Annotated in this window: 15 protein-coding genes; 13 read left to right on the forward strand and 2 right to left on the reverse strand. The window is 49.9% G+C overall.

Annotated features, from left to right (window positions below):
• Nucleotides 1-242: 242 nt before the first annotated feature.
• A complete protein-coding gene (locus tag M5E81_RS01300) occupies nt 243-1,637 on the forward strand; it encodes a phosphodiester glycosidase family protein (protein ID WP_009144965.1) in 1,395 nt (464 codons plus the stop codon).
• 85 nt (nt 1,638-1,722) lie between these two features.
• Here the strand turns inward: M5E81_RS01300 and M5E81_RS01305 are convergent, their stop codons facing one another.
• Both M5E81_RS01305 and M5E81_RS01310 read right to left on the reverse strand, forming a co-directional pair.
• On the reverse strand, nt 1,723-2,316 hold the full coding sequence (locus M5E81_RS01305) for a L,D-transpeptidase (protein ID WP_249747676.1): 594 nt from the start codon (nt 2,314-2,316) through the stop codon (nt 1,723-1,725).
• Nucleotides 2,317-2,340: 24 nt separating this feature from the next.
• On the reverse strand, nt 2,341-3,135 hold the full coding sequence (locus tag M5E81_RS01310) for an SH3 domain-containing protein (RefSeq protein WP_249747677.1): 795 nt from the start codon (nt 3,133-3,135) through the stop codon (nt 2,341-2,343).
• A gap of 268 nt (nt 3,136-3,403) precedes the next feature.
• On the opposite strand from M5E81_RS01310, the gene M5E81_RS01315 reads away from it, so the two are divergent.
• The 12 genes from M5E81_RS01315 (at nt 3,404) to M5E81_RS01370 (ending at nt 19,556) form a co-directional block, all read left to right on the forward strand.
• Entirely contained in the window at nt 3,404-3,706 is a 303-nt protein-coding gene (locus tag M5E81_RS01315) for a hypothetical protein (protein WP_009144968.1), read from the forward strand.
• A 102-nt stretch (nt 3,707-3,808) separates the two neighbouring features.
• Complete coding sequence (locus M5E81_RS01320) at nt 3,809-5,476, forward strand: SpoIVB peptidase S55 domain-containing protein (protein ID WP_249747678.1); 1,668 nt, start codon at nt 3,809-3,811, stop codon at nt 5,474-5,476.
• A 138-nt stretch (nt 5,477-5,614) separates the two neighbouring features.
• Nucleotides 5,615-6,385 (forward strand): MlaE family ABC transporter permease, encoded by a 771-nt coding sequence (locus tag M5E81_RS01325; protein WP_249747679.1) that lies wholly within the window; start codon nt 5,615-5,617, stop codon nt 6,383-6,385.
• Between the two features lie 27 nt (nt 6,386-6,412).
• Complete coding sequence (locus M5E81_RS01330; RefSeq protein ID WP_419720851.1) at nt 6,413-7,168, forward strand: ABC transporter ATP-binding protein; 756 nt, start codon at nt 6,413-6,415, stop codon at nt 7,166-7,168.
• The gene (locus M5E81_RS01335; protein WP_009144972.1) at nt 7,155-8,423 is read left to right on the forward strand and encodes an MlaD family protein; all 1,269 of its coding nucleotides are present in this window, start codon (nt 7,155-7,157) and stop codon (nt 8,421-8,423) included. Before M5E81_RS01330 ends, M5E81_RS01335 begins: the two co-directional genes overlap by 14 nt.
• Before the next feature lie 84 nt (nt 8,424-8,507).
• Nucleotides 8,508-9,905, forward strand: a complete 1,398-nt coding sequence (locus M5E81_RS01340) for a TolC family protein (RefSeq protein WP_249747681.1) — start codon at nt 8,508-8,510, stop codon at nt 9,903-9,905.
• A 339-nt stretch (nt 9,906-10,244) separates the two neighbouring features.
• The gene (locus M5E81_RS01345; RefSeq protein ID WP_249747682.1) at nt 10,245-14,423 is read left to right on the forward strand and encodes a translocation/assembly module TamB domain-containing protein; all 4,179 of its coding nucleotides are present in this window, start codon (nt 10,245-10,247) and stop codon (nt 14,421-14,423) included.
• 32 nt (nt 14,424-14,455) lie between these two features.
• Nucleotides 14,456-15,091 carry a sigma-70 family RNA polymerase sigma factor gene (locus M5E81_RS01350; protein WP_009144975.1) on the forward strand — a complete coding sequence of 212 codons (636 nt, stop codon included), beginning with the start codon at nt 14,456-14,458 and terminating at the stop codon, nt 15,089-15,091.
• A gap of 157 nt (nt 15,092-15,248) precedes the next feature.
• Entirely contained in the window at nt 15,249-15,740 is a 492-nt protein-coding gene (locus M5E81_RS01355) for a hypothetical protein (protein ID WP_249747683.1), read from the forward strand.
• A 20-nt stretch (nt 15,741-15,760) separates the two neighbouring features.
• A complete protein-coding gene (locus M5E81_RS01360) occupies nt 15,761-17,626 on the forward strand; it encodes a BamA/OMP85 family outer membrane protein (protein ID WP_249747684.1) in 1,866 nt (621 codons plus the stop codon).
• Between the two features lie 22 nt (nt 17,627-17,648).
• Nucleotides 17,649-18,920, forward strand: a complete 1,272-nt coding sequence (locus M5E81_RS01365; protein WP_249747685.1) for a hypothetical protein — start codon at nt 17,649-17,651, stop codon at nt 18,918-18,920.
• Between the two features lie 150 nt (nt 18,921-19,070).
• A complete protein-coding gene (locus M5E81_RS01370) occupies nt 19,071-19,556 on the forward strand; it encodes an OmpH/Skp family outer membrane protein (protein ID WP_009144980.1) in 486 nt (161 codons plus the stop codon).
• Nucleotides 19,557-19,624: the final 68 nt, after the last annotated feature.

Genomic DNA, 19,624 nt, shown 5'->3' on the forward strand with positions numbered 1-19,624 from the left:
GACTGTCGCAAGTTCGTCGAACTTTTATATGCTCCCTGAAAGGGAGCTGGCATCGCCGAAGGCGATGACTGAGGGTTGTGTTGCGATATATTAATTGCTCGTTAGAGCGTTCTGCTAACTTTCTTGCCTGCCCCTTTGGGGAAGGTGCCGAGCGTAGCGAGGCGGAAGGGGGCGTATACACACGACGCTCTAATACACTCTTCTTCCTTCTACCTTCGTTTTTCTCTTAAGAGGTCCTAGATATGAATTTCAAAAAACTTATATGTTCTGTTTTTATGCTGGCTGCGCTGTGTGCCGCTCCGCTTGCGGCGAGCGCCGCTCCCGTCACAGCGGTGCGCAGCAGCGTTAGTCCTGCTCGTGTACGTCTGGTGTTCGACAGCAGGGAGCCTGTTAAATATACTGCCGAAAAAAACGGCTTGCAGCTGGTGGTTACGTTGCCTGAGGGTACGGCGCTGACGCAGAAGCCTGTCTTTAAGCAGGATGCGGTGATTAAAAGCATCACTGTTCCTGCCAAAAAGAAGAAAAAGGCACAGGTGGTTATAGATTTAACTAAGGATTGCCAGTATAAGCTTTATCCGCTGAAGAATCCTGACCGTCTGGTGCTGGATATTTACCGCATTCCTATCAGCAAAACAACGATGCAGCTTTCCGGCGGCGTTACCTATACCTATGCGCAGGAGGAGCTAAACGGCAGACCGCTGGTAAGCTATCTGGTGAGCGTTGCGCCTTCGGCGCGCCTGGAGCTGAGGCCGTTTTCTGCCGCAGGTATGTATAACGGACGCGGCAGCCTGGCTAAGCAGGCGGCGGAAAGAGGTCTTGTGGCTGCCATCAATGCGTCGTATTTTGATACCGACGGCTGGGTTATCGGCAACGTTAAGGATAAGGGCAATTTTGTCGCTATGGATGCTACGCCGCGCAGCGGTTATGTAGTGCAGGGCAACGAGCAGAAGATTGTGCGCGACATTGCTTACACCGGCAGCGTAACACTTCCTGACGGCAGAGCGCTGCAGCTGAAGGGCATGAACCGTGCGCGCATTGCCAATGATTTGGTGCTGTTTAATTCCTATTACGCTACGTCGACCAAAACGAATCAGTACGGGCGTGAGGTGAAAATCAAAAACGGTCGCGTTGTTGCTGTTTCCACAGCAGGCAATATGTCTTTGGAGCCGGGTTGCGTAGTGCTTTCCGGTCATGGCACAAATGCGGCTGCTCTGGCAGGCCTGCGCCTGGGCGACCATGTAATACTCACGCAGAGCCTTGGCAGCAGCATTGCGGATGCGGCAACGACTGTTGTCAGCGGCGGTCCACTGCTGGTAGAAAACGGCAGGGTGAATGTGCGTACTGCGGAGGAGCAGATGGCTCCCGATATTGCGCGTGGCAGAGCACCGCGTACTGCAATCGGACTGAAGCAGGACGGCACGCTTTTAATGCTTGTTGTTGACGGCAGAAGCAGTGCTTCCGCAGGCATGACACTTGCGGAGCTGGCGCAGTATTTTGTGAAGCTGGGTGCGGTGAGCGCTGTCAATTATGATGGCGGAGGCAGCAGCGAAATGGTCATCAACGGCAAAATCGTCAACAAGCCTTCGGACGGGCGCGAGCGTTTGGTGAGCATCGGTCTGGGATTGTTCATCAAATAAGCTGGTTGTATAGGCAAAATAAAAAACAAGGGGCGGTCACGCGTTAGCTGTGACAGCTCCTTGTTTTGTTGTTGCGGGTTATAGCTTAATCCTCGGTGATGATAACGCCGGTGCCTATGCCGCCGTTATCACTGCAGACAAGCTCCTTAAGGGTTTGGATATCCGCATTGCGCAGGCGGATACAGCCTTCGGAGGCCATGGTGCCGATAGAGGCTGGGTCATGCGTACCATGAATGCCGATGCCGATCCAGCCGGTGTCCAGCGAAAGGAACCAGGGGCCGTAGGCACCTTCGATTACGCCCTTGCCGTCACTGAAATCGTGCGTCCAGTAATGCGCCGGGCAAATCTCTTCGATGCGGAAGGGAACCTGCGCCGAAGGTACGCCTACTGCCGCACCTGTGTAGTAGGAGGGAATAGCTGCTGCACTGCCCCAGGAGGTGGGGGTGCGGTTGTCGCCGGTGTACTGCTTGTCACCGGGATTTTTGGCAACAGCGATAGGATAGCTGCAGACTGCTTGCTCTACGCCCTGCTGATAGACGTCAAGGCGGTAGCTTTGCTTATGGATGCAGATGAGATATCTGGCGTTGCCGAACAGCGCGGACGCAGGCGCCGCAGCTGCCAAGCTGCAGCTTAGCAGCAGGCAGACGCTAAATATTAAGCCTAAAAGTTTTTTGAGCATTGGTGATACTTCCTTAATGCTTATTTAGCAGGCCACGCGTACAAAATCTGCACTTACATAGCCAACCTCACCTTGAGCGTTAATAGCCTTCCACCATTGGCGTCCCTCGGCTTCGAATGCGCCTTTTAACGGTGCTATTTCTTCGCCGGACATCAGCGAATCAATTACATTGCTGTCCGTGGAGGGGGCGGTGCGGAAGTTTACATAGTCGCCGGTTAAAACCAGTTTTACGCCGGGAGCCCAATAGCTTTCCATGTTTTCAAATTTGCTGTAGAGGTTGGATATTCTTTGATTGGAGTATTGCAAACTTTCGGCAGACATGTTGTCTCCGTATTGAGCATAGCTTTTGCTGGCAGGGATAGAGTGTGCATTTTCGGAGCGGAGCTCATCGTAGGTACTGATAAAGGCATTGATATATTTTTTGTTGTCATAAATAGTAGTCAGCCAGTAATCACCGTCACCGGAATCGGCTTCGCCCTTGGCGCTGAAGCTTACTGTGGCGCCGTTACTGTTTTGCTGCACATCATACATCTGCAAGGCGGCAAAGGCAATAGCTTTGGCCTCCATATCGCTTATGTAGATGCCCTTGCGGCTGAAGCAGGGAGCAACATATTCCTCGGCATATTTTTCGGTCATGGTATGCTTCACATCAAAGCGGGTATTTTTCAGCAGAAAGGCTTCTGTTCTGCCGCAGCGGGAGTCAATATCAGTAGGGAGCCTGCTTGCGGATGTATTATATACTGCCGCCTCCATAACAGATGTGCCGGTGAAGAGCATTGCTGCTGCCAGTGCTCCGATAGCAAAATTTTTGATTTTCATAACAACATCTCCTTTCCAGATGTGGAAATTCTAATCTTTGATGCTTATATTATAGCCAAAAAAACGCTTTTGCACCCTACCCCAAAGGGTGATTTCGGGTAGGATAGGCAAAAAAAGCGTAAAAAATTATGTGCCGGTAATTTTTTAACTGCAGATGATTTTCATAATGTTTTATTTAAGAGCGGTTTACAGTCTGTTCACTTGTCAAAATATTGCTGAGGCTGTATAATTTATGTTAGAGAAATATATCTGAAATGAGGTGAGTCACATGGGTAAAAAGTTAATAGTGATTTTGACTATTGCCGCTTTAGGCATCTTTACACTTGCTGCCGTTGGCTGTGCTGCTGTGACTGACCAGCGCGCCGCTGTCAGCGGTATTGTAGTTGCCGATGGACTGGCACAGGAGGGCACCCAGGTTAAGCAGGGTGACATTCTGGTAAAGGTAAAATCTATAGCTGGCGGCAGTATTGCTGCTGCGCGTGCTACAACTGCAGGTAAGGTTAGCCAGGTACTGGTTAAACCGGGTGATAAGATTGAGGCACAGCAGGTTGTAGCTAAGGTTAGTGAATAACGGTAAAGAAAACCGGCGAGCTTCTTAGCCGCCGGTTTTTGTAGTATTATAGAGCAAAATACCGGAAGCGGACCGGTAAATATTTTATTTTTAGGAGCGAGTATGAGAGTATTTTTATTAGCATTATTGTTTTGCTGCCAGCTGCTGACGGCAGCTGCCGCCAATGTTCCTCTGATGCCGGTGCGTGACCTGCGCGCAGGTATGCAGGGCATAGGCAAAACCGTTATCAGCGGTGATACTATTGAAACCTTCAATGTAGAAATTTTAGGTGTCAACGGCAGTGAAGCTATGGGATATAATATTTTTGTGCGCCTTTACGGCGATTTGATTGAAAAGACAGGCGGTGTTGCTCAGGGCATGAGTGGCAGTCCTGTTTATGTAGACGGCAGACTTGTCGGTGCTGTGGCCTTCGGCAAGACCTTCAACGACCCGCATTACTGCTTCCTGACACCGATCGGCAAAATGCTGCCGCTGCTGGACGAACCGAGAGAGCTGCCGGCAGACTGGATTCCTAAGGGAACGGCGCTGATGGCAGGCGGTTTTACAGAATACGGCATGGAATATCTGCAGGAGAAGCTGCAGCCCTTCGGCCTGACTGCTGTCAACAGCGGCGGCACGGGCGCTTCCAGCGATAAGCCGTTGGAGCCCGGCAGCAGTGTCGGTGTTGCTCTGATGCAGGGTGATATGACTCTTGGCGCTCTCGGCACTGTTACCTGGACCGATGACAGCGGTAAGATTCTGGCCTTCGGCCATCCCTTTATGCAGCGTGGCAGCAGCAATTTCTTTATGAATAAGGTGTGGGTGCTGGGCGTAGTTCCTAACCTGCAGAGCAGCTATAAGGTAGGCAATCTGGGCGAGGCTATCGGCAGCATTACACAGGACCGTTCCAGCGGTATCGGCGGTGTAGTAGGCAAGCAGCCCGATTCTATTCCGATGTTTGTTACGGTCAACGACAGCAGCCGCGGACAGGCAAACAGCATGCGCATGCGTCTGATTGACGACGAGCAACTGGTGCCTTCGATGGTGGATGCGGCTGTAGTAAATACAGTGAGCAAGACTGTGGACCGCAACGGCGGCGGTACGGCCAAGCTGCATTTTACCATTACCGGCGTGGACAGCAAAAAGGAAATACTGACTATTGACCGCGAAAATATGTATTATTCCAATGACGCGCTGCTGAAAAATCTGGATGCGGAGCTGACGGAGGCTGTAACAATTCTGATGCAGAACAAGTTCGAGCCTGTGCAGATTTACGGTATCAACGTAGAGGCAGAGGTCAGCAATGCGGTGCAGGTAGCGGAAATTCTTAACGTGCGCACCAAGAATGCCAAGGTTAAGCCCGGTGATAAGGTAGCTGTTGATGTTACTATGAAGCCTTACCGCGGCGAAGAATTTACCAAGACAGTTTATTTCAAGGTGCCTAAGGATCATCCGGGCGGCAAGCTGGCGCTGAACGTGCGCGGTGGCATCAGCATGGCCTGGGTTATCGAATTGCTGCGCAAGCAGCAGTCCGAGGGTGTTCCCGCTGCCAAGAAAAAGGAAACACGCCACAAGCTCAGCGATTATATCAAGAGCGTGAATACGGCCGACAAGAATAATGAGCTGATTATTGATGTGGCGATGGGACAAATGCAGCCGCCAAATCCGGAGGCTGCGGCTAACGATGCCGGCCTTGCGGGTATGCTGCAGGGCTCTCCGTTCAAGCAGAAGTATCCCTTTGATTTTATTATTGACGGCGAGAGCGAAATCGTGCTTACTGTTGACAAGTAAATCTACAGAGTGATATTTTCTTTCGCTTAACAAAATTTTTCCCGTTACTGTATCGGTATGGCTGTTTTGTGTCATACATTCGCCATAATTTGGCGGTATAATAATTATGTAAAAAAAGCTGAAGATAAGGATGTAAAGATGCTGAAATCTCTCTGTGAAGCAATGGGCAACAGAATATTGGACTTCTGTGCCGCCAGCGGCAGGCTGACGCTGCTGCTGTTGGCAACGCTGCGACATCTGAAGGATGCCAACGCTAAGGAGGTTGTGCGTCAGATGGCACTGTTGGGAGCGGATTCGCTGCCGATTGTGATGATGACGATTCTCTGTACCGGTATGGTATTTTCCGTACAGACGGCCAAGGAGTTCGTGCGTCTGGGTGCGTCCTCTTCCGTAGGCGGCATTGTAGCTATCGCTATGGCGCGTGAGCTGGTGCCGGTGCTGACAGGCGTTGTTGTTGCCGGCCGTATAGGCGCGGCGATTGCGGCGGAGCTTGGCACGATGAAGGTTACCGAGCAGATTGACGCGCTGCGTGTTATGGCTGCCAATCCGGTGAGCTATCTGGTGGTGCCGCGCTTTATCGCGCTGGTGCTGATGATGCCAGTGCTGGTTGTTTTTGCCAACTTTATCGGTAATATTGGCGGCTGGGTTGTGGCGCATTATTACGCCGGCATCGGCAGCTTTACTTATGAAAATTCTATCAGGACACTGGCAGAGTTCTATGACGTATTTGGCGGCATGGTCAAAAGCTGTGTCTTTGGTGCGATAATTGCTATCGTGGGCTGCTATAAGGGCCTGAACGCGCCGAACGGCGCTGAGGGCGTTGGTCTGGCGACCACGGCCTCGGTAGTGCTTTCGATTATTCTGGTGTTTATCACCAACTATTTTCTTTCTATCGTTTTGTATGTGTAAGGAGCCGGAAATATGTCCAACGAAGCAATGATTCAGCTCCGACAACTTAAAATGGCCTTCGGCAGCAAGGTAATTCTTGATAATCTTGATTTGGATGTACGTCAGGGTGAAACGCTGGCGGTTATCGGTCCTTCCGGTACCGGCAAGAGTACCATCATCAAGCTGCTGACAGGACTGCTGCCACCTACTTCCGGCAGCATTGTTATCGACGGTCAGGAGGTAAGCGCCTTCACCGAGGATGAATGGGATGGCCTACGCCAGCATATGGGCGTAGTTTTTCAGTATTCAGCTTTGTTCGATTTTTTGAGCGTAGGCGAGAATGTAGCCTTTGGCCTGCGGCGGCATTTTAAGCTGCCGGAGGATGAAATACAGGAGCGTGTCGGCAAGCTGCTGGAGATGGTAGGCATGCCGAATACGCAGCACATGCTGCCGGCAGAGCTTTCCGGCGGTATGAAAAAGCGCGTCGGTTTGGCGCGGGCGCTGGCTATGCAGCCGCAGATGGTTTTTTATGACGAGCCCACCTCAGGTCTGGACCCGGTAATGACGATGACCATCAGCAGGCTAATACGCAAAACTCAGCAGACGCTGGGAGTAACATCGGTTTTGGTAACACACGATATGGAATCGGCCTATTACGCCGCAGACCGTATCGCTATGCTATATAATGGACGCATTGTGCAGATAGGCACGGTTGCGGAGATAAAAAACAGCACTAATCCTATCGTTAAAGCATTTATTAACGGTACTGAATTGAAAGAGGAGGAGAAGGATGAGCAGCAGTGAGGTTAAGGTAGGTGCCTTTGCATTAGGCGGCGCAGTGGTGCTGGCCGGCATTATTACCTTTATGGGTGCTTTCAGCTTTGGCAAAAAAGGCTATGAGCTGCGCATTAACTATCCTCAGGTAAGCGGACTGATGCCTGGGCATGTTGTGCGCTATGCAGGCGTGCAGGTAGGCACGGTTAAAAAAATTAATGTGGCACACGATAAGGTAGAGGTTATCACAGAAATCAACGATGATATCAAAATACCGCAGGGAGCAACCTTTACGATTTCTTCCGACGGTATTATGGGCGAAAAATTTGTCAGTGTCATTCCTCCTGCTAAGCAGGGTAACGGCTATGTAGCTGAAGGCAGCACGATTAACGGTGTTCCCGGCGGCGGTATGGATGAGTTTTTTGCTTCCTCCGGTGATTTGGTGAAGCGTATGGAAAATATAGCCAATGCCTTTGAAAATGTTTTTGGGGACAAGGAAGTACAGCAGGCCATGAAATCCGGCTTTAAGAATATGAATGACATCGCCGAGAACATGAATACCTTCACGAAGGTCATGGCTGATGTGGCAGTAGCCAACCAGCAGGATATTACTTCGATGATTCATCAGATTAATGAGCTGAGCCAACGTATGAACGGCACGGCGGCACATATCGAAAGCATTATGGCCGGTGTGGACAATAACGGCAAGACAGGCCAGAATGTGGCTGCGATTGCTCAAAATATGGCGGACACCAGCCAGCGTATGGAAAATATTGTCGAGGTGCTGGAAACTGTAGCCAAGGATCCGGTAACACAGAAATCGCTGAAGGAAACGCTGGTCAACGTCAAGGAAACGAGCGAGCGTGCCAACAGAATTTTGGGAACCATCACCGAGGCGAAGGTTTCGACTGACGCCGGCTTTGCCGCCAAGGGCGGTGACTGGCGCGGCAGCTTGGGCGTAACGCTGCATCCTGCGGATGATACCTTCCTTTATATGGGCGGTTATGACATCGGCAATGCCAATAAATTCGATTTTCTCGTAGGCCGTCAGTATGGCAACGCTGCTTTCAGTATGGGTGCCATGCAGGGTGACTTCGGCGTCGGCGCCAGCTATGATTTAGGCAGGGATTTCAGATTGTATTCCCAGTTATACGATTTTGATGATCTCAAGGTGCGTCTGGGCGGCGAATTCCGCTTGCATGATAACCTGTCGCTTTACGGCGAAACCATGGATGTGCGCGGTAATAAAGCTAATACTTATATGGGTGTGCGTACTTATTTCTAAAAAATATTTGACAAACAGCCCTAAATAAATATATAATTTTACTACTGACTGGTTAGTCAGTTTTAGAAAATGGAGGTTTTTCGGATGAATAGAAATAAATTAACAAAACGTTTCTTGCTTTTATCTGCAGCGCTGACCATGGCACTGAGCCAAAGTGCTTTTGCCGGCGAAACCGTTGCTTTAAACCTGGACGACGCTATGCTGCGTGCGTTCCAGACCAACCCGACTGTAAGCATTGCTCAATACGAGCTTGACAGTGCACGTGCCAGCTACAACGCTGCCCGCCAGAGCCGCGGTATCAGCATTAGCGCTAATCATACTACTCAGCGCGGCGGTTATGATGATCTTCATCAAGATATTACCGGTCTTTGGACTAAGGGTATCGGCAATAACCATGCCAACAGCCTGAGCGCTTCTCTGCCTATTTTTACCGGCGGTAAATTAAGCGGTACTATTAAGCAGGCAAAGGCTAACTATCAATACAATGAGGTTGGCGTACAGCGCACCTATAACGAAATGCGTTCTACCGTTACCGACGGTTATTTTAATATGTTGCAGGCAGATAATATCCAAAAGCTCAGTGCGGAATCCGTTACCCGCCTGGAGGACCATCTGAAAAATGTTCAGGCACAGTATGACGTTGGCGTGGTAGCCAAGGTTGACGTGTTGCGCTCTCAGGTTGAGCTGGCCAATGCTAAGCAGACACTGATTCAGGCAGAAAATACCTATCAGGTTGCTGAAGCGAACATGAACAAAATCGTCGGCCTGCCGATGGATACAACCTTAAAGCTTGATAATCTGCTGGTTTATAATGCATATGATAAAAACATGGATGATTGCCTTGCTTATGCTGCCGAGCACCGCCCGGAACTGATGCAGGCTAAATATGGCGTGGACGCTGCCAAGGGTGCTTTGATGGTTGCCCGTAGCGGTCATATGCCGCAGGTTGCTGCAAGTGCTACTCAGCAATGGAGTGACAGCAACTGGCCCGGTGATGAAGATGGCAAATGGGGCGTTGGTGTAAATGTCAGCCTGAACGTTTTTGATACCGGCGTAACCCTGTCCAAGATTCACGGCGCTGAGGCTGATTTGAAAAAGGCTGAAGCAACATATCGCGATACCGTGAATGCTGTAAACCTTGATGTTCGCAGCAATTATCTGGGACTGCGCGAAGCAGAAAAACGTATCAGCACCACTAAGCTGGCTGTAGAGCAGGCTGATGAGGATTACCGTATCGCTCAGCTGCGTTATATGTCCGGCGTGGGTACCAACACTGACGTACTCGATGCTCAGGTTGCGCTGACTCAGGCTAAGACCAACTATACTAAGGCTCTGTATGATTACAATACCTCCAAGACAGCATTGGAAACCTCTATCGGAGTACCGATGAGCAATCCTGCTACTGCCGTAAAGGTACAGGCTGCCAAAACTGCAAAAGCTGTTAAAGCAGCCGAAGAAAAAACCGAAGAGGCTGCCAAATAATTAAGGCGTAAATTTAATAAACAGTGACACAATCAGGCCGGTGGGGCATAAATCTCACCGGCTTTTTTATGCGGCTTTAGCCGAGATTTCAGCGGATAAAAGAAATTTCTTCTCAATAAGAGGATGTTTTCTGCTAATGTCGAATAAATAAAAGTCGAAGTATATAAAAAACAGTCTTGTCATATTTTTGTCATAGAATTTTGTTAAACTATTGAATGGTGAAGTGTCATGAAAAAATATCTACAATTTGTTGGAGCATTAATCATACTGCTTGCGGCAGGCTATATCTTTTTAGTTCATACGGTGATGCCTAAATACATTAAGGAGGCGATACCGCAAATGCAGCAGCTGGCAGCGGAATACATCAACGGCAGTGTTTCTATCGGCGGCCTGAAATGGGAAGGCGGCCTGACAGCCGAGCTGACGGATGTTGTCGTAAAGGATGCCAAGGGTGAGAAGGTGGCCGAGCTGCCGCGTACTGTGCTTACGCTGCGCCCATGGCTGGCAATGCAGAAGCCTGAGCGTGCGCTGAGCAGGATTGATGTGATGCGCCCGAAAATATATCTCACAATGAATGACAAAAATAAATGGAATATGCAGAATCTGCTGAAGCCGTCGGATTCTGAGGAAACGCCTTTTTACGGTACGCTGGCGGTAGACAAGGGCGAGCTGGTGGTAACTATGCCGCAGGGCAAGTGGCAGTTTGGCGTGGAAGGCAATATCAACGGCGGTGCCAATCCTGATTTTGCCGTGGATTTGTCTGTGACAAGCGGTGCCGATAAGCTGAAGCTGACCGGCACGATGACTACCAAGGGCGAAGGCCGCATGAAGCTGACCGGCGATAAGCTGGCGCTGGCACCCTATGCTGCTTTGGCCAAGCAATACGGTAATGTCGATGAGCTGCAGGGCGGCTTAGGCAAGCTCGCTCTGATTTATGTGAATAAGAACGGCAAGCAGCGCTTTAGCGGTGAAGTGAAGCTGGCAGCACTCAGCGGTAAGCTGAGCCTGGCAGGCGAGCAGCACAGTCTGCAGCTTGACGGCTTGGTACGCGCGGATGAAAATCTGGTGAGCGTCAGCAGTCTTGACGCTCTGGTTGACGGGCAGAAGCTGCACCTGGAGGGTGAAGCCGATTTGCGCAACACCGATTCTCCTTCAGGCTTTGGCGTGCTGAGCAGTGATGCCTTGGCCTATAAAGGATATAAGGCAGAAAAGCTGCGTGTGCCGTTTGATGTATCTAAGGACGTTGTGCAGCTGCATGATGTGAGTGCGCAATACGGCGGCGGTACGATTACCGCTAACGGTACGTATGACCTTAAGGAGCAGGTGCTGACGGCAGACGCACAGCTGCAGCAGGTTACGCAGAGTTTGCCCGGCAAACAGCAGGAGCAGGTGCATATTAACGGCAAGCTTGCTGTTCTGGCCAAGCTGGTGCAGGATAAGCTTACGCTGCACGCTGCTGCCGATACAATGGATATCAGCTGGCGCAGCCTGAAGCTTAACCGATTGGCCTTTGACGGCAGCTATGACAGTAAGGGCTTAGTTATTGATGATCTCAGCTTTTTTGCCGACGGCGGCGGTACCTTGGCTGCCAAAGGACGTGTTGCCAAGGATGGCGCTTTAGCTGTGCATGGACGTATGGCAGATTTCCCGATTGATTCCGTGCTGGCTGCGGCTGGTCAGGATGGACGCGGACTGTGCTCCACCGGCTTTGATGTTGGCGGCACGCTTGATGCTCCGGAGTTTTCCGGTATGGTACAGCTGACGCAGGCTGAATTTATGTCGCAGAAGCTTAACGAAGCACATGGCATTATCAGCATGAAGGATAATATCCTGGGCTTTAAGGAGTTTGCCGCGCATATGGATCAGGGACAGCATATTCTTAATGGTACGATTAATCTGCAGGGCACAGAGCCTGTGGCGGACCTTACGCTGACAACGAAGAACGTGCGCATTGAGCCGCTGATGGTGCTTGTGGGCAAGCCCGATATAGTTACCGGTAATCTTGATAATGTGATGCAGGTAAAAGGCAGCCTCAGCCATCCTTATATTCATGGCGAGGTGCATGCTGCCGATGGCAGTGCCGCCAAGCAGCTGTTTAATAATATCAGCGGTCATTATGCTTATGAGGACGGTCTGCTGAGATTGCAGGATTTTGTAGTCAATGCCTTTTACGGCAGCCTGACCTTGGATGGCACTATGACGGCAGACCAAAGACTGAACTTTGTTATGGATGCCAAGAATGTTGATCTGGAGCATTTGCCGATAAGTGATGATACAGTCGATTTGGGCGGCAAGGTTAATGCTAAGGGACATTTGAGCGGTACCCTCACAGCTCCCTTCTTTGACGGCGAAGTCAGCAGTGAAAAGATAACTGTCAATGGTGAAGCTTTAACGGAGCTGGAAGGAACGCTTGCCAGCAACGGACGTGATAAGAATAAGCTGAATGCTTCTTTTAAGCAGCCTTATCGTGACGACCCTGTCAATTACGGCTTATACAGTGCAGACCTCAATCTCAACCTTGTGCAGCATTATATTGAGGGCAAGGTGGAAAATATTTGGGGTGATATCGGCGGCCTGCTGCGCATGGCGCGCCTGGATTACGATATCAACGGCCTGATGCAGGGACAACTGCTGTTCAGCTACAACGGCCGTGGTGAAGGCGTAAAGATTACAGCTGCAGCCGATAATGTAAAAATTCATGATCTTAATTATGCCCACATGCGTTTTGAAGGACGCGTGGATAAGGGCGGCGTGCTGCATTTTGACAATGTCAGACTGCAGGAGCAGGACGGCGTAAGCGATAAGGGAATTATTGCCGTCGGCGGTTCTGTTGACTTTAAGAAAAAGCTGCTGGATGTAGAGGTGGCCGCAGTTAAGGCTAATCCGGCAATCGTTACCGCAGTCATGAAGGACCCGCCGGAAATTAAAGGCGAAACGGATATGCTGGTGCAGGTGCATGGCAGCTTTGACAATCCTCAGGGAACAGTTTCGCTGGAAATTGCCAACGGTTCTGTTGCCGGCGTAAGTGTGGACGAGCTTACCGCAATGCTGGCGCTGGCTGACGACAATATTAAGCTGCAGCAGCTGATTGCCACTAAGGATGCTTACGGCGTCAGCGCAGCGGGTGATATTCCGCTGGATTTGTTCCGCGATAAAAAGCAGCGCCGTAATCCTGATGCACAGATGAATATTGTGATGGATCTGGATAAGGCGCGCCTGGGAATTTTGCCGGCGCTTACCAAAATGGTTGAATGGGGTGTAGGCGATACACAGGGCAAAATCCGTCTGGCCGGTACGCTGGAGGAGCCGTTGCTTTTCGGTTCTGTTAAAATAGCCGGCGGCAGTGTTAAGGCTAAGTATATCAACACAGTCTTTGATGATATTAATCTGGATGTGCTGTTTAACGGCAATACTGTACAGCTGAAGAATCTTTCTGCTAAATTAGGCAAGGGCACGCTCAGTGCTGAAGGCAGCTATGCACTGCATACCGATGCTGATACAGCCTACAGCCTGCATATCAAGGCGGATAAGGTACAGCTGGCCTCCAAGATTTTCACCGGTACGATTACGAGTGATGTAACCTTGCAGCCGGAGCAATATCCGGATATGAAAAACCGTAAGGGCAATGCTGCACCGCCGATGGCCTTCCGCCCGCGTATCAGCGGCAGTTTGCGTCTGGATGATGTTCTTATTAATATGCCGACAGTGCCCGAGCTGGGTGAGGGCGACAGCAACATAGGCCTCGATATGAAGCTGGTACTGGGCCCGAAGGTACATTTGTATAACAGCTATCTGTATGATATCTGGCTGAAGGGCGGCATTGATATCAAGGGCAGCACACGCTTCCCGATGATTGATGGTACGATTAAGGCCGATAAGGGTACAGTAAAATATCTGCGTACAGACTTTAAGCTGAATCAGGCCGGTCTGGTATGGGTTGATCCCGGCAGCTTCCTGCCGAACGTAAATCTGGACAGCACAGCGCGCTTCAGCCGTTATAACATTTTTATGAAGATTAACGGTCCTGTAAGCGAAATGGATTTGCAGCTTACCAGTGATCCGCCGCTGACACAAAATACGATTGTACGTATGCTGACGCTGCAGCGCGAAAGTGCAGGCAGTAACGAGGTTACCGGTGATGATATGGCAAATCTGATGACTGTCGGCCTGCAGATGACAGTGCTGGGTGACGTGGAGATGTTTGTCAAACAGACATTGGGACTTGACCAGTTCCGTATCTACACCGGCAAAACACGCTCCGGTATCGGCTTTGAAAGCGCTTACGACCGGAATAAAGAGTTGACGGCAGATGAGAAAAACCAGTATAATGTTTTAGTAAGCAAATATCTTAATGATAATTTTATGCTTGGTTATACAACAAGCTTTGATGCTGTTGACAGAAGCATTTTCGGACAGTACGATATCAGTAAGCACATGAATATCACTTATTCACGCAGTTACGATATGTCGAAGGATCCGAAGGACTGGTATGGCTTGGAATATAAGATTTCGTTCTAAGCAAAGAATATTTTACGAGAGGAGGTGAACAGATGCTGCAAGGATATCTGGAAGAGTTGCGCAAGACTTCGCTGCTGGAGCCGGAAGAAGAGCTGGAGCTTTGGCGGCGTGACGCTGCCGGTGACGAAGCAGCGCATCAGCGCCTGATGACAGCTTACCAGCCGTTGGTTTTCAAAATTGCGTCGAGCTTCAGGCTGCCTGAGGCCGATACAATGGAGCTGATTCAGGAAGGCATGGTGGGACTGCTGGAAGCGGCGGAAAGCTATGATTATAAGCGGCAGGTAGCCTTCAGCCTGTTTGCCTCATACCGTATCAGAGGAAGCATGGTAGATTATCTGCGGCACAGCACGGATAAGGGCATGCTTTATCTTGACAGTGAGCTGTCCAAGGGCTTTACCTTAAGTGATGCTCTGCCGTCGGAGCTGGCATCTCCCAGCGAGGTGACGGAACAGCATCTGCTCTGCGAAAAGGTGGCGCAGGCGATGGACCGCCTGCCGCTGAAGGAGCAGCAGGTGCTGCAGGGAATGTACTTGGAGGACAGGCCGGCGCAGGCAGTTGCCGATGCTATTGATGTAAGCCTCGGTCATGTTTACCGTCTGCAGAAGCAGGGTGTGCGCCGTATCCGCGGCATGCTTTCCCGCTTTATACATGAATTTAATAAGGAATAGTATTTAGGCTGATAAATAACGAAAAAAAGCGAAAACGCAAGTTAGCTTTACTAAATCTGTTGTAATCATCTGAAATGACTTGTGAAAACTCAAGGTAGCAGACGATTATATAAGACATAGTTATTAAAAACAATTATGCACAGAAAGGGGTAAAAGCATGACGCAGTCAAGCCGTACATTGTTTCAACGCATCCGCTGTATAAAGAGCAGTCTGGATAAGGCGGAGCAAAGCTTTATGGATAATAAGGATATACGGGGCGAGCTTGATTTGATGCTGGCGGAGGCTGAGCTGAAAAATCTGCGTCGGAAGAAGGACCGCCCCTGGAGCTGGAACCGGCAGGTTCTGGCAGGATGTGCAGCTGTTTTGCTGATAGTTGCCGGTTTTGGCGGCTGGTGCTTTGCCAGAAACCATTACCGTGTGAAGGCGCAGGCTGCGTTGCCGCCGCCTGTGGCAGCACCTGTGGTCAAGCTGGAGCAGAAAATACCGGTGCAGGCTGTGGTGCCCAAGACTGCAGCTATACAGAAACAGCAAGCTAAGGATACACCGGTACAGGAGAAACAAGGCACTCCCGACCGTGTTACTATATCTAAAGCCGATATGCACAAATTAGTGCAGTCAGCGCGAGTTGAGTTGAGTAACTCTAAATGAAATATGAGGAGGAATATCAATTGAAGAAACAAAAATTATGGCGGCCTTTGACAGTGGGCCTGACAGCAATGATGCTGGCCTCACCTGTCTATGCCGAAGAAATTCAGACACCTGCTATAGGTGCTGATACCTCTGTAACGCAGACTGCACAGTCACAACATCAGGAGGAAAACAAGCTGGCTCCCTATATCGGTAAGATCATTACCAAGCAGATTATTGAGGGTAATGTTGCTGTGCCTGAGGCTGAAATTGCCGCTGCTTTGAAAACCAAACCGGGAATGCAATTTACCGAAGCAGGCCTGAGCGAGGATTTGAGTGCTATTTATGATTTGGGATGGTTCTATGACCTGCGTCCGGAATTCAAGACGGTACCGGAAGGCGTACAGGTAATTTACCATGTTATGGAAAACCCTGTATACCAAAAGACTGAAGTTGAAGGCAACACTGTACTGAACAAGCAAAGAGTTGCAAGCTTCTTTGACCTGGAGCAGGGCAAAATCGCTAATCTGAAGAATATCAATAAATGCGTACAGAAGCTGGAAGAGGAATACCGTTCCAACGGTTACATCCTGGCGCGTGTTACCGACGTGCATATGGAAAAGGACGGTACTCTGAAGGTTGCTGTCAACGAAGGCGTTGTTGAAGGCTTCAAGGTTAAGGGCAACGTAAAAACCAAGGATTATGTTGTTACCCGTGAAATGAAGCTGAAAAAAGGTGAGCCGTTCAATGCCAAGGCTGCCCGCCGCAGTATGCAGCGCGTATATAACCTGGGCTATTTTGAAGACGTTAACATTAAGCTGAATCCGGGCCGTGAGCCTAACGGTGTTGAAGTAGAAATTTCCGTAGTTGAAATGAATACCGGCACCTTCGGTATCGGCGCAGGCTACAGCAATGCCGACGGCTTTGTAGGCATGGTTTCCATCGGCGATAAGAACTTCCGTGGTATTGGTGACAAGATTAACCTGCGCTGGGAGTTCGGCGGCGAGGATAACAAGAACTATGACTTCAGCTATACCCGCCCCTGGCTGGATGATAAAGAAACCAGTGCTACCATTAACCTTTACGATATCACCAACGAATATGCCGATTACAATATCTACGGTGACGAAATTGCCCGCTACGACAAAAAACGTCGCGGTCAGGAAATTACCTTCAGCCGCAGAACCCATAATGAATTTATCAGCAACTACATTACGATTAAAAACCGTGATGATATTTATAAGGGCGAAGCTGACGGCTACGAAGGCGATGAGAATCAATACTACGAGGATAAATTCAATCAAAGTAGTAAATATGAATCCTGGATGCCTAAGACTGCTGCAGAGCGCCGTAAGGAAAACTTTGGTGTTACCCGCAGCATTACCTTCGGCCGCGTATATGATTCCCGCGACAACGTCTATGATCCGCATGAAGGCAAGCGCATCGGCTACAGCGTAGAATGGGCCGGCGGCATGGGCGGTGACTTTGACTTCACCAAATGGACCGCTGACTGGCGCTACTACTTCCGTGCAGGCGGCGAAAGCGTTTGGGCATTGAATTTGGGCGCAGGCTATGCAAGCGGCGATATGCCGTTGTCTCAACGCTTCACCATGGGCGGCAGTGACACCCTGCGTGGCTATGAGGATGACCAGTTCCGCGGCAACAGCATGCTGAAGGCAACTCTGGAATACCGCTTCCCGATTGTCAAGAAGGTTCAGGGCGTACTCTTTACCGATAACGGTTATGCATGGGATAAACGACATGAGGATGAATTTGATATGGGCCTGCTCAAGAACAGCTACGGCGTTGGCCTGCGTATCAACTCTCCGCTGGGACCGGTAAAACTGGACTATGGCTACGGCGAGGATGGTGGCAAGTTCCACTTTAGCTTTGGTGGACAGTTCTGATTTTGCGGAGAATATTTAGGCTATGAAGCTGAATAAGATTCTGTTCTGTGCTGCAATGACAAGCATCTTGCCATTGCAGCATGCTTTTTCTGCACCGGTTAACAGTGTAGAAGTACAAGTTATAGATACTAACGGCGGCACCAGCCAACTGCTGCTGCAAAAGATGAGCGGCAGCATGCAGGTGGTGGCGGACCAGCTGTTTATTGATAAGGATACGGCGATGATTACCGCGGCCGGGGAGGACTATGCCCGCCTGCTGACGGAAATCGGCGACAGGGTATTCACCGGCTACGAGCTTACTGATGTTAAGCTGGATGTAGGCGAAACTACACAGGTGAAGCTGTATGCACGTCCCTGGAACAAGGTTATCGAAAAACCGTTTATCGATTTGCAGTTTTCCGGAGTAGAGCCGCAGACGGCGGCGCTGCTGGAGCGGCGTATTCCTGCGCTGCATGCTCAGCTGGAGCAGGCCATCAGCGGTGCATCGGTGGATGCGGGTGACTGGGCCGGCGGCGTACTGCGCAAGCTGGTACGCAGCGAGGTGCAGGCACAGCTGCCGGAATTTAAGCCGGCGGTGGATGTGTTGCAGGAAAACGGACGCACGGTAGTGCAGGTCGTTATCTATCCCGTAGGACAACTGGTGCGTAATATCCGCTATGAATTACGCAGTGAGGCTATTCCCAATGTGCTTTTGATGAAGCTGAAGTATAAATATGCCGGCGAATGCGACAAGCTGCGCGGTTTGCCTGTTGCTTATGTGCAAAGGCACCGTCAGGAGCTGGAGCAGCAGCTTTTAGAAAAGCTCATGACTGAGCCGGAGGTAAAAAATTATCAGCTGCGCCCGGAGATTAAAATTACTCCCGGTGCTGATCTCGGCGTAAATATTATGATTGAATCGGATGATTATAAAATCTGGTTTGAGGGCTATGGCGACATCGGCCGTGATAAGGAAAATCTTTCCGGCAAGGCGCATCTTGGTAAAATGATTTCGCCGCACGATGAGATTTTCGGTGAGGCGGAGGTTATCCTGAATAACGTACAATGGCGTTTCGGCACAGGATATACGCATTATTGGGGCAAGAGCGGCTGGAGCTACGTACGGCGCATACCGATAGGCGACAATAATTATCGTCTGGAGTACAGCATGAGTCCTAAATGGCGTTTGCGTGTCGAGCATTTTTCCGGTGATAACCGTAATGAATTTGCGGTGCGCTACCGCATTCATGAATTCCTTAGCGCGGAATATGTTTACGGCGGTAAGGATTTTTACCTGCGTCTGATAGGAAATCTCTAGCAATTCTTGAAAGAATTAGCGCAGGCTGATATAATAAGATATATTATTGCAACAGACAGTACAAAAACGGATGACGGCAGCTTGCTGTTGTTTTCTGCTGTTGTAGCTTCTGAATTTTTGTATGAGGAAAAGAAGGTAGGGATTTAGATTATGATGCAGAAATTGCGTAACCCTAAAAATGTAAAGCTGATCTCCTTGTTTGTAGCAGCGATTTTCGTACTGGGCTGCTTTGCGCTTTCCGTAACGCAGAGCGGTGTAGGCAAGAGTGCTTTTGCCGCTTCCAGCGAATCCGCTATCGGTGTAGTTAACTATCAGATGCTGGTAGCACAAAGCCCGGATCTGAACGACGTTAATACAGCCATGAACAAAGAAATCGAAGCTGCCCAAAAGGATTTCAATGAGAAAAGCAAAACCATGAATGAGGCAGAAAAGAGAAAGTATTATACTCAGACTCAGGAACGTCTGGCTAACAAACAAAAAGAGCTGATGGACCCTGTACTGAAGAAGATTGAAGCCAGCATCAAAAAGATTGCTGACAAAAAAGGTCTGGCAGTTGTAGTAGATAAGAACACTGTTGTTTTCGGCGGTGTAGATATTACCGACGAGGTTGCCAAGGCTATGCAGGCAGGCAAATAACAGCTTCTGCAGCGCTGCTGCTCTGAAGTTGGCAGCTTGCCTTGTGTAATGGCAATTTAATCGCGGTA

Origin of the sequence: Phascolarctobacterium succinatutens, from assembly GCF_023497905.1 — a bacterium.
Classification (GTDB): domain Bacteria; phylum Bacillota; class Negativicutes; order Acidaminococcales; family Acidaminococcaceae; genus Phascolarctobacterium_A; species Phascolarctobacterium_A succinatutens.